At 47.1% G+C, this 12912-nt stretch carries 9 protein-coding genes; 3 read left to right on the top strand and 6 right to left on the bottom strand.

Annotation, left to right across the window (positions count from 1 at the left end; all coding sequences use genetic code 11):
• Window positions 1-16: 16 nt before the first annotated feature.
• The 4 genes from ACMP1L_RS06275 to ACMP1L_RS06260 form a co-directional block, all read right to left on the bottom strand.
• Window positions 17-1240 (bottom strand): CaiB/BaiF CoA transferase family protein, encoded by a 1224-nt coding sequence (locus tag ACMP1L_RS06275; RefSeq protein WP_118732085.1) that lies wholly within the window; start codon window positions 1238-1240, stop codon window positions 17-19.
• Between the two features lie 114 nt (window positions 1241-1354).
• Complete coding sequence (locus ACMP1L_RS06270; protein WP_418452390.1) at window positions 1355-2710, bottom strand: 2-hydroxyacyl-CoA dehydratase subunit D; 1356 nt, start codon at window positions 2708-2710, stop codon at window positions 1355-1357.
• The gene (locus ACMP1L_RS06265) at window positions 2710-3888 is read right to left on the bottom strand and encodes a 2-hydroxyacyl-CoA dehydratase subunit D (RefSeq protein WP_418452389.1); all 1179 of its coding nucleotides are present in this window, start codon (window positions 3886-3888) and stop codon (window positions 2710-2712) included. Before ACMP1L_RS06265 ends, ACMP1L_RS06270 begins: the two co-directional genes overlap by 1 nt.
• Before the next feature lie 19 nt (window positions 3889-3907).
• Window positions 3908-5068, bottom strand: a complete 1161-nt coding sequence (locus ACMP1L_RS06260; protein WP_418452388.1) for a CapA family protein — start codon at window positions 5066-5068, stop codon at window positions 3908-3910.
• Between the two features lie 266 nt (window positions 5069-5334).
• On the opposite strand from ACMP1L_RS06260, the gene ACMP1L_RS06255 reads away from it, so the two are divergent.
• Window positions 5335-7026 carry a PucR family transcriptional regulator gene (locus ACMP1L_RS06255; RefSeq protein WP_418452387.1) on the top strand — a complete coding sequence of 564 codons (1692 nt, stop codon included), beginning with the start codon at window positions 5335-5337 and terminating at the stop codon, window positions 7024-7026.
• Between the two features lie 37 nt (window positions 7027-7063).
• Here ACMP1L_RS06255 and ACMP1L_RS06250 read toward each other — a convergent pair whose 3' ends face one another.
• Together ACMP1L_RS06250 and ACMP1L_RS06245 are read right to left on the bottom strand one after the other, a co-directional pair.
• Window positions 7064-8362: an SLC13 family permease gene (locus tag ACMP1L_RS06250; RefSeq protein WP_418452386.1), complete on the bottom strand. Its 1299-nt coding sequence runs from the start codon at window positions 8360-8362 to the stop codon at window positions 7064-7066.
• A gap of 291 nt (window positions 8363-8653) precedes the next feature.
• Window positions 8654-10279, bottom strand: coding sequence for an acyl CoA:acetate/3-ketoacid CoA transferase (locus ACMP1L_RS06245; protein WP_418452385.1), 1626 nt, complete (start codon window positions 10277-10279; stop codon window positions 8654-8656).
• A 292-nt stretch (window positions 10280-10571) separates the two neighbouring features.
• Between ACMP1L_RS06245 and ACMP1L_RS06240 the strand changes: the two genes are divergently transcribed.
• Window positions 10572-11129 (top strand): PadR family transcriptional regulator, encoded by a 558-nt coding sequence (locus ACMP1L_RS06240; RefSeq protein ID WP_177304392.1) that lies wholly within the window; start codon window positions 10572-10574, stop codon window positions 11127-11129.
• A 663-nt stretch (window positions 11130-11792) separates the two neighbouring features.
• Window positions 11793-12878, top strand: a complete 1086-nt coding sequence (locus ACMP1L_RS06235) for a transposase (RefSeq protein WP_418452383.1) — start codon at window positions 11793-11795, stop codon at window positions 12876-12878.
• Window positions 12879-12912: the final 34 nt, after the last annotated feature.

Here is a 12912-nt window from a genome sequence, read left to right as displayed (position 1 = left end):
TTATGTTTTTAACGTTTTAAATCACTTTCTTATTTTTCAGCTCTTCCAGCTGTTTTTCTGTCAGCCCTAACATGCCGCCGTATACCTCTTCATTACTGCCTCCAAGCTCCGGACTGCACTCGTATTCTACCTTCACTGCGCTCATTCTCGGAGCGAATCCCGGAAGCTTCACCCTGCCGCGCTGCGGATGATCAATTTCAACCATCATGCCACGCTCATAATACTGCGGATCCTTTGTAATATCATCTACGGAAAGCAGTGCGCCTGCCGGGATATCTGCCTTACACAGGATATCCATAGCGGTAAACTTATCGTAATCCTTTAACCAGTCTTTGATCGCACCATCACAGATATCTCTGTGTTCATAACGACTGCGCGGAGTTGCCATCTCCGGGCATACATCCTGTTTTAAATCCGGACGTCCGATGACATCACAGAGATTATCCCACTGTTTGCTGCCCGGATGACGGCTGCAATAAATATGAACATAATCATTCTTTCCAAATGGCTTACATGGGTAGGTGTCAGACGGTGCTACGTCTTCAAGCGGCATGCCATTGCCAACCCGGCGGTTCGGAACCATGCCATTATTGTAATACGGCTCCCACTGGGAACGGGAAAGTCCGATCATGAAATCCTGCATTGCAACGTCTACACGCTGGCCAATGCCCTCGCGCTCACGCTGTAAGAGTGCTGCAATGATACTCATGGCAAGGGTAATACCGGTACCGGAGTCTGCTACGGAAATACCACACTTGATCGGCTGATCCGGAAGTCCGGTTGCAGAAACCATAACACCGGTGTGGGTTGCGATCGGGTCAAATGCCGGGTAATCTTTGTACGGACCATCCTGTGCAAAGCCCTTTAAGCTGGCATAAATGATCTTCGGATTGATTTCCTTACAAGCCTCATAGGTCAGACCCAGGTTGTTCATGGATCCCGGTCCCATATTCTCTACGATGACATCGCTCTTTGCAACGAGATCCTTTAACAGCTGCAGTCCTTCTGGAGATTTTGCGTTGCAGGTAATGGATTTCTTATTCATATTCATAACCAGGAATCCATAGGTATCAACACCCGGATTTGCCTGGGAATAACGTCCCAGCTCCCCCTTTACCGGGCGCTCAACTTTTAATACTTCTGCGCCCAGCCATGCCAGAGTCTCCGTACAAACAGTACCAGACTCAAACTGAGTCATATCCAGTACACGGTATCCAGAAAGCGGTCCTTTACATGCCATAATTACATTCCTCCAATTCTTGTTTTCGCCAAAGTTGATTTCTGTTTTTATTTTGTTTATCTGCCCGGCTTTCGCAGATCGTGCTATGCCGGACAGACAAAATTTTTTATTGCTTTATTTTTTTGCTTCTTTCGCCTCTTTGTTTGGAATGACGCGGTTCTCAATGAACTCATCGACCAGATTGGTCATGGTCTCCGCATTCCACTTGCGCGGGTTGACCGGATCTGCATGGAATGCAAGAACCGGGAATCCAGCCTCTTCTAGACGTTTCTTAATGAAATAGCTTCCCTCAACAGCCTGCATATCGTTCTCCGGGATCATGTAAACGACACCGTCGATATCGTTCTGCTTTGCCTGCTGTACGAACCACTCACTGTTCCACGGCGGCATATGGAGGAAATCTTCCATTCCGATGAAACGGGCTGCCAGTGCACGAAGCGGATCTTCTTCCACATGATTGCGGATATACGCGTCAGCACCCATAGCCAGGTACATGGACCACATGAAGACTGCGCCATACTTCTGCTCAAAACGCTGATAGAAACCGAAATCCTGCCACATACCGCGGCCAAGCCACATCAGGCGATATTTCTCATTCGGAACAGCAGCCTCACCTTTATCGATCAGCTCTTTGATCTCTTCATAGAGGCTCTTTGCGTGTGTAGCTGCCCACTCGGTACCGCGCTGCCACTGTGCCTGCATGACAGCATTGATGGTATCCACTACGGTAACCGGAACCGGATGGCTTGCAGCGATCATATCACGGATCTTTTTATAGTAGCCTTCCTGCTCATTGATCAGGTCCATGACATGCTGGAGCTTGTTCATATCCATCATCTTTCCGGTCTTCATCTCCAGATAGCTGATCAGGGCTTTCAGCTCTTCGACTGCCAGGTCGATACGGTCTTTATCGTACAGCTCTTCCCAGCGGTCTGCAGTCAGCTCATACCAGTTTAACGGGGTCTTTCTTGCAACCGTATTTTCCATGACGTACAGATCAGCACCATAGTTCTGTGCGATCAGCCCAAAGATCTTGCTCTGGCAGTCACCGGTCAGACGGGTAATGCTGATGGTCGGCTTCGGAAGTCCGCCCCACGGTCCAAGAGGCTTGCCCTCTTCGTCCAGCTTGTGGTCATCCGGGTCAAAGCTCTCTGCCAGTGCCTGCGCATCGTAGCTGTTTAAGTCATTGCGATAGCCATTGTCTGTCATCAGCTGGGCATACTTGCGGGTCATACGTTTTGCTCCGCAGATTGCAGCCCACCACTGGTTTACAACAAACGGAATGTCCATGGCACGGAAGATTTCCATCGGCACATCGGCATTCAGGATCGCGAAATCGCATCCTTCCCGCTCTACGCGGGCTTTCATATCAAAGAACCACTGTTTCTGGTAAGCACCTGCTGCTGCGGTTGCTTTCAGTTTTTTCACAACGGAGGATTTTGATCCGGTTGCTTTCTTTTCTTCTGGCATCACTGATCCCCTCCTTTTCCTGCTTTCAGTTCTTCTGCAAATGCAGCGAGTTTTTCGTCCAGATCTTCATTTTTTGCTGCCGGCCAGAGCATTCTGCCAAAGGTGCAGGACTTGATGCCGCGGGCTGCAAGACTCTTTCTCTGGTTTGGCATATCCCAAGTAGCAACCTCATCGTAAAGGTTGGTATAGAAGATGACTGCCTCCGGCTTGGTCTCCTCCACCTCACGGTCCAGTGCCTCCACACGCTGGGATACAAATGCCTTCTTCGCAGAAAACTCTCTCAGCATGTAACGGTCTACCAGCGCACGGGTTACCGGATACTCCAGGTTGAAGTCACGGTTGTAATAACGGTCTCCCCAGTTGGTATCTTCTCCGACGACCACAAGACCCTGTGCCTCGATCTTCTCGTAGAGTGCGGTATCTTCATGCTCTGCTCCGGTGTAGAAGACACGCGGTCCTTCCAGTACCGGCCAGCTCTTTGCGTCTTCCGTAACCTGACGCACCAGCTCGGTGTGGGCTGTACGCTCCATGAAAAGTCCGGCTCCGATGATCACCATCGCTTCGCTTCCGGCAATATGTACCTCATCGCCATGGCGGAGGGCTGCCATCTCGCGCAGTGCCTGACGGTTTTCGTTACAGATCTTTCCGGCTTCACGGATTGCTTCATCCGTGATCTCATGTCCGGCCCACTCTTCTACCTGTTTGCGGAACAGGTCCATGACAAATTCATTCCGCTTCTGGTGCATCTGGTGTCTGGTAAACAGCCAGTCAATGAATGCAAACGGAGGAAGGTTCTTCTCCGGTTCTACACGGTGCAGTTCTCTTAAATACAGGAAAATACGGATTACCACGTCGGTACTGTTGGAGATTGCCAGCGCATCCAGCTGTTCTCCATAGGTGCCGTCGATCAGTTTTTCAAACTGCGCACGGACAACCGGCTCAAAAGCGTATTCCAGATATTTGTTGGTTTCCTCGAGCGAGCGGTCCGGATCTGCATAGATCTGAACCGGCAGCATGTCTGCTGCGATCAAAAGTTCATCCGGGACATCAAATCCCAGTTTACCAACTACTTTTTTCCCCTGGGCGCGCCACTTTGCAGCTTCTGCGTCCCGGTGATCCCAGACTTCTTTCAAAGCAGTAAAGGCTTTGCTCTCCAAAGCACAATTACGAATGCTCATCGGTGTGTCACATCCTTTCTTATTCTTCTTCTAGAACCTGTACCCAGCCATCTCTCCACACCAGACGGATGTGAAGCTTTTCCTCTTCGGAAATCTGACGTACATATTCTATAACCTCTTTGGCTTCCTCATAGGTCGTAAGAACTTCCGGTGCTCCTTTTTTGTTGATATAGCACGGAACAAATCCAAACTCCGAAACTCCCTCTTTTGTGATTTCCATACGGGCCAGCATGGTCTTTCTGCTTTCCGGATTGAATGCATAAAATGGCATGTCCGGATCCGGCGTAAAACCAAACAGTTTCTTGCGCTGTGCGATCCAGCGCAGCCGCTCCGGGCTGTTATTATCGCCAGTCGGTGTTAATGCATGGGTTACACAGACGAAGTTGCCAAGATTGTGGTAAATTGGTTTTCCACGGTATACTTCAATTCCGCGGAGAATATGGGCATGATGTCCGATCACGGCATCTGCCCCGGCATCGATTGCGGCATGCGCCAGTGGTTTTTCATACATCTGCAGTTCTGCATGGGTATGTACCATTCCTTTGTGAAGCGCCACAAACAACACATCGCACTCTTTTCGCGCTGCCCGGATCTCCTCCTGCATCTCTTCCACGGAATCCGGTTCCGGGAATGTGTAAACCCGCGCCGGAAGTCCCGGTGTCGCCCGCGGCGATGGCTCATGGTGCGTCAGGATCTGCACGTAAGAAACGCCTGCCTTATGGGAGGTTGCCCAGCCTTCCCTCGGTCCAACCGCATTGTAACCGATCAGACCTACCCGGATTCCTTTCCGCTCTGCAATCGCAGGCGTTTTGGCCTCCTGGATATTTCTTCCGGTTCCGGTTACCGCAATTCCAAGACTTCTTAATTTATCCAGGGTATCTACAATTCCCGGTACCCCGTTATCGTGGGCGTGGTTGCCGCAGGTGGTGCAGAGATTAAATCCACAGTCTTTCAATGGATTTAAATTTTCCGGTGCCGCAGGCGGTGCCGGAATGTCCGTACTGTTTGCCTCTCCACGGTCCGTATGAGGAACCTCGATCTGTCCGATCACAAAATCGCCGGAAGACAACAGTTCCCGTGATGGCTCAAAAAAGGAATAAGGATCCGGCTCATCGACAATGATGTCGCCCGTGGCAAAAACCAGGGCACGCTGCGGATCTTTGTTCGATCCATCTGACATAGTTTCCCCCCTCTTTCTGAATACAAAGGTGAATCTGCTTATGCAGACTGATGTATTCTTCTATCTGTTCTTTATTGTACCTTACTTTCTACGGTTCTGACAGGGCTAATGCGCATACCTTTTTTCAGTTTTTATGTGCACCATGCCCATTTTTGCTTCTAATTTTATTTTTATATGTGAGATCCACACATTTTTCTTGACAGAACCCTCTTATTTTCCTACTATAATCCGTGGAATCACAATCTACATAATGAAAGGAACTTTCCATGAGTATGTACACCCGCGCCATGCTGAATGCATGGCTGAAAGATATTATCCTGGTAAACCACCCCGGAACCAAAGAACTTGCCTCCGACGGCGGTATCGTTCTGCTCACCAGCCCTGACGCAGCACTCTCCTCCGAGTATCTTTACATCGGAACTTCAGACATCGTCACGCAAATCCTGGAAAGTATGACACATTCTGCGGAATATGAGCAGAAACCGTCCGCAGCCACCAGTCAGGAAACAGCTCCGGCAGCCGGTATCTGCCTCATTTCTGCCGGTCCCTGCAGTGTTCTCGCAGACATCTGCATTCCTGAACATATCACATTAATAGAGACCTCCCTGCCGGTTTTGGAACTTTACAATCGTGTCCACGAATATCTCCACCGGTTCCGTGTCTGGGATACCGGACTGCAGCGAATCGTAGATACCAATGCCGGACTGCAGGCACTTCTGGAACAGGCTTACAAAGAACTTCCGGCTACCATTCTTCTGGTCAATGCCGGTTACAAAAAAATAGCAGCCGTTTACGACCCTCATATCCAGGACTCTACCGCAGATGAGCTTAGAGAAAACGGCTACCAGTCTTTCGACACCATCCAGTCCATCCATCACCAGCAGGTTGTGAAACGCGGAGAAAACATGGAATATGCCGAGTATATTTCCGATCTCAGCCATAACTATACCATTGTCCGTCTGATCCACTATCGCGGAGAACTGGTAGCCCGCCTCTGCGTGATCTTAGACGGACCAGCGACAGATCCCTGTATATCCGACTTCAATGAACTGCTTTCCCGCTATGTTGCAGATTATATGCTCAGCAACCATCGCACCGACTACAGCGGAAATGCCCAGTTCGGCGCGCTTGCCGCCGATCTGATCGAGTGCCGCATCGCCAACGAAGAAGAGCTGCAGCAGCGTCTCAAGCAGATCAAACTGGCCACGAGACGTTATTACCACGTTATGCTGATCAATTTCCCATCGGACACCGAACGCAACAAAAATATTCCATGGAACTACATCATCAATCAGCTGGAATACCTGTTTCCGTTCAGCAACATTACCACTTATAAAGGCGAAATTCTGCTTCTGATCCGGAAAATGAAGCGCCGCAGCCGCCTCTCCTTTAACCAGGAAACGCTGTTGAAACTCCTGGAAAGCTACAACGGGTTTGCCTGTGTCGGAAATGCTTCAGAATTTTTAATGTCTCTTCCGCCGGTCTACCACCAGACCCATGAAGCACTGCGCATCGGACAGAAAATGCACCCTGCAAAACGGATCTATTATTATGAAGATTACAGCATCTACCACATCATCGAAATGGCAGCAGAATCTTCCATGCAGAAACTTGGCAGCCGCAATCTGGTACACCTGTGCAACAATGAACTGGTAGGACTTCTCTTATATGATAAAAAGCACAACACCAACCTGGTGCAGATCCTCCAGGCTTACTTAGAGCACGAACGTAATACTACGGAAGCAGCGAAATCCCTGTTCATCCACCGCAACACCATGTTAAATAAAGTACATAAAATTGAGGAAATCATCGACAGCAGCCTGGATGAGCCGATGCTGCGGGAGCGTCTTTTATTCAGCTGCCGTGTCATCGAATACATGTCCAGATACTGTCATGAAGATATCCTGGTATTGAAAAGAAATATGGAAAAAGAGAATGAAAAAAGAGCAGACACCTGAACGCGCCTGCTCTTTTTCTCTACATGAAATATGTTTTTTAGAACGGGATCACACCGATCACACCTGCGATCACAGATACGAGTAAACTCATGCCAAATACCCACGGGAAGCAGTATTTTAAGTTAGACGGCATATCGACATCTGCAAGACCTAATGCCAGGTACGGAGTCGGACCAACCAGGCAGAGGTTTGCGGACAGACATGCACCGATCAGGAATGCTGCATTCAGCTGAAGCATGGTGGAACCGTATGCGGTAACAACGTTTGCCATGATCGGGGCAACTGCCATGTACACGGTATCGGAACCAAGGAACATGGACAACGGAACGCTGAGTGCACTGATGATCCAGGTGATGTGGCTGCCAAGGCTCTCCGGAATGATTGCAAGGATCAGGGCTACCATGCCATCCATCATGCCACTGTCTTTTAATACACCAACCAGAACACCGATGGAGAAGATGATCATAATCATGTTCAGGGCTGTACCACCGAACTCTTTGACTTTCTTTGTCTGATCCTTCGGATTCGGGAAGTTTACGACCAGGGCAACTGCAAGAGCTACCATGAAACCAAGGTTGGATTTTACAACACCGGATAACATTGCAATCAGGATTGCAACCGTAAGGATGATATCAAAGTAAATAACCTTCATGGAAACTTTGGTCTCTACCGGCTGGTTTAAGGTTGCCTTTAATGCCTTGAACTCTTCTTCGGTCATGCCTGCGCCATTCTTACGCTCCAGTTTTGCTAACGGGATTACGATCAGGTAGCTTAAGATGAGGCAGATAACCTGTAACGGCAGGACATAACGCCATAATTCCATTGCATCGCCGCCAGTTGCGGAAGTAAGACGCAATACGGAAGAACACCACGGAGTCATGTTCATGGAACCGGAACAGATAGCTGCTAATAAAAGCAGTGCCTGCGGGCGGATCTTCATTTTCTTGTAGATCGGAAGCATCATCGGAATGGTTACCAGCATGGTGGTTGCACCGGAACCATCCAGATGGGAAATGGTTGCTACCAGGCAGGTGATCCACATAACCACTTCAACTTTGTTACCAAGATAACGCATCAGTTTGCTTACAATGACATCGAACATTCCGACATCATTCAGGATACTGAAATACAGTACCGAAAACGTGAAGAGTGCTACCGTGTTCAGTACGCTCTTCAGACCAGTTCCGATAAAATCATTGATCTGAGCCAGACCAAATCCACAGATGAGGCAGGCTACTACCGGAACTACAACAAAGATCGGTGGTAAAGAAACCTTGCCGGTTAACAACAGTACCACGATGATCAACAACATGAGAAAACCTACAGCAGTCAACATACAATTCATCCCCCTTTATGTTTTATCGTCTTCGTTGTAAGTTGTGCTAATTTTATCGCAATCCATGTAGAAAAAACAGAGAGAAAGCGCCCACATTTCATTGTTTCAAAATGTGCACTGTGCATATTTATTTCCGTTTTTCTGTTCATCATGACGCTTCATTCATCATTTTTGCTGAATCACGGGCAATCTGCAGGATCTGCCGCTGACATCCATCCAAGTGCTGCAAGGCATGAAAAAAGGCCGGAAAGCGTTTTGCTTTCCAGCCTCTTTTTCAAGATCATGCTGCCTTTATTTTAAGTACCCTTTCAGTCCGCCCCAGTGCTCTTCAAAGATACCAGGATCCATCTCTTTTAAGTCCGGAGAGATAACCGGAGTAAATCCGAGGTGATCCAGAACGTCTTTCTGCAGGTCAATGCCAGGTGCGATCTCGATCAGGGTCATCTTGTGGTCGATCAGCTGGAATACTGCACGCTCGGTCACGTACAGAACTTCCTGATTGTCCGGTGCGTACTGTCCGGAGAAGGTGATCTGTCCGACTTTCTCTACGAATTTCTGAATGGTTCCCTCTTCTACGATCTCCAGCTTTCCACCGCCGACTTTCACTTTTGCCTTGCCCATAAGGGTACCTGCGAAGATAACCTTCGGGGTTGCTGCAGTGATATCGATGAATCCGCCAGGTCCGGTCAGTCTCTTGCCCATACGGCTTACGTTGTTGTTTCCGTCTCCGTCAACTTCACCGATGCCCAGGCAGGTCATGTTCAGACCGCCGCCGCTGATCAAGTCAAACATCTCGTGAGGAGAGAGGATTGCTTCCGGGTTATAAGCGCTTCCGAAGCTCGGCAGTGCAGACGGAACACCGCCTACCATACCGCTCTCGGTACTCATGGTCACATCTTCAATGAGACCTTCCTCAGCAACAACTTTTGCAATGTCAGCCGGCATGCCGACGCCCAGGTTGATGAGGTCACCCTTTCTTAACTCCATAGCGCAGCGTCTGCAGACAACCTTTCTCTCATCGAATGGAAGAGGCTGGATGCTGTCTAACGGAATCTTGATCTGTCCGGAATAAGACGGCTCCCAGTAAGTTCCCTCAGCCTGCCAGCAGGACTTCGGATCCTTTGCCTGTACCACATAGTCGACTAATTTTCCTGGAATCTTAACATCCTTCGGATTTAAGGTATCTTTCTTTGCCAGGTACTCAACCTGTACGATAACAATACCGCCATTGTTCTTGACTGCCGCTGCTACCTCAAAGCCTTCATTCATCACACTCTCATGGGCAAAAGAAATATTTCCGTTTTCATCTGCGATGGTTCCGCGAAGCAGTGCAACATCACATCTGAATGCCGGATAGAAAAGGTATTCTTCCCCGTTGAATTCTACAAGCTTTACAACTTCCTCAGAATTTGCACAGTCATTCATGCACCCGCCTTCCACACGCGGATCTACAAAAGTACCAAGGCCAGTCTTGGTAATAAGGCCCGGCCGGCCGGCTGCACATTCTCTCCAAAGGTTAATGATAACACCCTGCGGCAGGCAGTGGGTCGCAATCTGGTTCTGGCGTGCCTGATCGCAAAGCGTGAAAGCACTTCCGATATGAGCACTGGTCCACTTCGTGATCAGTCCCGGTCCTGCCTCACCGAAACGGGTAACACCGCGGTTTCCATGTTCGGTATCTGCCTCCGGGAGCGGGTTTCTGTCCCAACCGTTAAACTTGTTTCCGTACCCCCAGTCCCCCAGTGCGCTTGCCTGCTTTAAATTCAGGTCACACGGATGTCCGGTCTCTGCAAAATTATCGCGAATCGCACAGGCAATCTCCTCCGGCCACCCGGAAAGTCCCATGCCCGCAACACCAACTGTTGCATGATCCGGAATCAGCTGTGCTGCTTCTTTTGCAGTAATAAACTTAGCCATAATAAAATACCTCCTCTTTTATATAAAAAGCATGTTTTTTACGTTATAATCTTAACGTATTATAACATGTACAAAGAAACATGTAAATATATACATGTAATTTAATGCCTTTTTCAGCGTATTCCACTATATCAAATTCCTGTTTTTGTGAAAAATACATGACAAATCATTTTGTTGTTTTTCATTTGGCATTTTTATGTTAAAATTTACATATCAATTATTACAGGTTGTGATTCACAATCCGGTCAGCACTGAAAGAAGCTGCCGTTTTATATATCAGGAGGACACTCATATGCGAACATTAAAATATGCCATCCTGGGCCTGATCAACCGGGAGCCCATGACTGGTTATGATATTACCCGGGAATTTAACAGCAACAATCTGGCAAACTTCTGGTATGCCAAGCACAGCCAGGTTTATCCGGAGCTTAGCCGCCTCATGGAAGAAAAACTTGTTACCTGCGAAGTGGTCATCCAGGGAGAAAAGCTGGAGAAGAAGCTTTACTCCATCACGGAAGCCGGAAAACAGCAACTTCAAGAGTGGCTCATGAAGGATGAACCTCTGGAAGCAACTCCGAAGGACGTATTCCGCCTTCGCATGTACTTCTCTGATTTCATGACACCGGAACAGTTAAAAACCCATCTCACAAATCAGCTTCAGAAACATATCCTGAAAGAGCAGTATCTTTCTGATATCATGTTGGATCACTACCACAATACAGCTCCTGCCATCGGCACCCGTGAATTTGGTGATTTCATGGTTCTTGAGGGTGCCATCATGCGGGAAAAATCTTACATTGACTGGATCAATGACTGTCTCAGACGCTGCTCCACTTCCTCTGCGGAATGATATCCATAGCAGTGTGCTGGTAGATACTTTCTTTGTCCGCATATTTATAACAGCACGAAAATGAAGTCGTTAAGGAAAAACTGAGGGAGGCTTTCACTGATATTGTCCTGACTACGTTATTTATTATCGTAGAAAAGCCAATAATATAGAAATTTTGGAGCATTTACGAATAATACGCAATCGGATAGCTTCACAGTACTGAAGAGATTGGGTAATGCCAAAGGCGGAAAGAGAGCTACATAATAATGATCTTTCTGAGGACACGTCAACCGTGTGCTCAGGGACAGAGGAACTGATGGATGTAAATGTCAATATAAAAGAAATTCTGATAGAAAATCCAAGACACAAAGGTATGGCTATATGCAAACAAAAATCAACCACTAAAGAAGATAATAGGTATACTTAACCAGAAACTGACAGAACACTATAGGTACTATAGAATAAGTTATAATCTATAAATGAGCAAGTTCGTGATTTTGCATAAAAGAAAGACACCTTGAGTTCGATTGTGTTGTATAATGGAAGTGACCAAACCAACATTTACAGCATTCACGAAAGAAGGTGTCTCCTGCAAATACTATACATCATTCAACATTCATATACAACCAGTTTAAAAAATTAGATTTATGCAAATCATATTCTAATCGAATGATCAATCATCTTATGAGTATCCTGATTAGCATCTTTCTTTCTGGATACCATGGAAAAACCACGGATTTTGCTAAAAACAGTTTCTGCCACAGAACTACAATTGCCCATTTCCTCAACTCTGGAAAGTGGGATGAATCGTTGCTTTCAGATACATTAAAACAGTCTGTCATTGAGATTATTTATTCAGAAGCAGCCCGCACCGGAAAACCTGTTTTCTGTATTGTTGACGATACGATAGCTTCAAAGACAAAGCCTTCGTCACGGGTCCTGCATCCGATTGAAGATGCGTATTTTCATCAATCTCATTTGAAGGGAAAACAGGACTATGGGCACCAGGCAGTTTCGGTTATGCTTTCCTGTAACGGCATTGTTTTGAATTATGCTTTTGTGCTGTACAACAAGTCGATTTCTAAAATTGACATTGTTCAGGATATCGCAAAGGAGCTGCCAGTTCCTCCGATAAAGTCCTATTTTCTTTGTGACTGTTGGTACGTTTCTGAAAAAATAATCAACACCTTTGCCGTACAAGGATTTCATACCATTGGTGCTTTGAAAACAAATCGTTTGCTGTACCCGTTAGGAATGAAAAAGAAGTTCAGCGAACTGGCTGCCGAATTATCCGTGACACACAAGAACTTTGACCTTGTGACAGTCAAAGGCAGAAACTATTATGTGTACCGATATGAAGGCAATCTCAACGGCATAGAAAACGCGATTGTTCTTTTCAGCTATCCTGAAAAAGCATTTGGAAAACCGAAAGCACTAAGGGCTTTCCTTTGCATGGATGTGTCTTTATCCACAAATGAAATCCTGGACAATTACGTATGCAGGTGGCCAATTGAGGTGTTTTTCCGCCAATGTAAGGATAAACTGGCGTTGGACAGCTATCAAATCCGTTCTGCGCAGGGAATCCGAAGATATTGGTTGATTATGTCATTTGCACACTATATGTGTGTTGTTGGAACTGGCGAAGTCTGTCCTTTTGAAACAGGGTATCACAAGATCAGTGACATAATCCAGATGGAAAAATATCTGACCCTCTATCAATGTGCAAGGGAATGCAATGATTTTGACTCCTTTGTAAAGGTCGTGGCGTAGTTTTGTGCAATTTTTCAAATTTGCTCATTTATAG

It is taken from the genome of Ventrimonas sp. (genome assembly GCF_048380235.1).
Classification (GTDB): domain Bacteria; phylum Bacillota; class Clostridia; order Lachnospirales; family Lachnospiraceae; genus Brotaphodocola.
Note: the sequence above shows the minus strand (reverse complement) of the source record. Positions and strands in the feature narration are given on the sequence as shown.

What these genes read in the sequence shown, in the direction of transcription:
- ACMP1L_RS06245 (WP_418452385.1), bottom strand. Translation starts at nt 10,279, where the DNA reads ATGGCTAAGTTTATTACTGCAAAAGAAGCAGCACAGCTGATTCCGGAT.
- ACMP1L_RS06275 (WP_118732085.1), bottom strand. Translation starts at nt 1,240, where the DNA reads ATGGCATGTAAAGGACCGCTTTCTGGATACCGTGTACTGGATATGACT.
- ACMP1L_RS06235 (WP_418452383.1), top strand. Translation starts at nt 11,793, where the DNA reads ATGAGTATCCTGATTAGCATCTTTCTTTCTGGATACCATGGAAAAACC.
- ACMP1L_RS06240 (WP_177304392.1), top strand. Translation starts at nt 10,572, where the DNA reads ATGCGAACATTAAAATATGCCATCCTGGGCCTGATCAACCGGGAGCCC.
- ACMP1L_RS06250 (WP_418452386.1), bottom strand. Translation starts at nt 8,362, where the DNA reads ATGTTGACTGCTGTAGGTTTTCTCATGTTGTTGATCATCGTGGTACTG.
- ACMP1L_RS06265 (WP_418452389.1), bottom strand. Translation starts at nt 3,888, where the DNA reads ATGAGCATTCGTAATTGTGCTTTGGAGAGCAAAGCCTTTACTGCTTTG.
- ACMP1L_RS06260 (WP_418452388.1), bottom strand. Translation starts at nt 5,068, where the DNA reads ATGTCAGATGGATCGAACAAAGATCCGCAGCGTGCCCTGGTTTTTGCC.
- ACMP1L_RS06270 (WP_418452390.1), bottom strand. Translation starts at nt 2,710, where the DNA reads ATGCCAGAAGAAAAGAAAGCAACCGGATCAAAATCCTCCGTTGTGAAA.
- ACMP1L_RS06255 (WP_418452387.1), top strand. Translation starts at nt 5,335, where the DNA reads ATGAGTATGTACACCCGCGCCATGCTGAATGCATGGCTGAAAGATATT.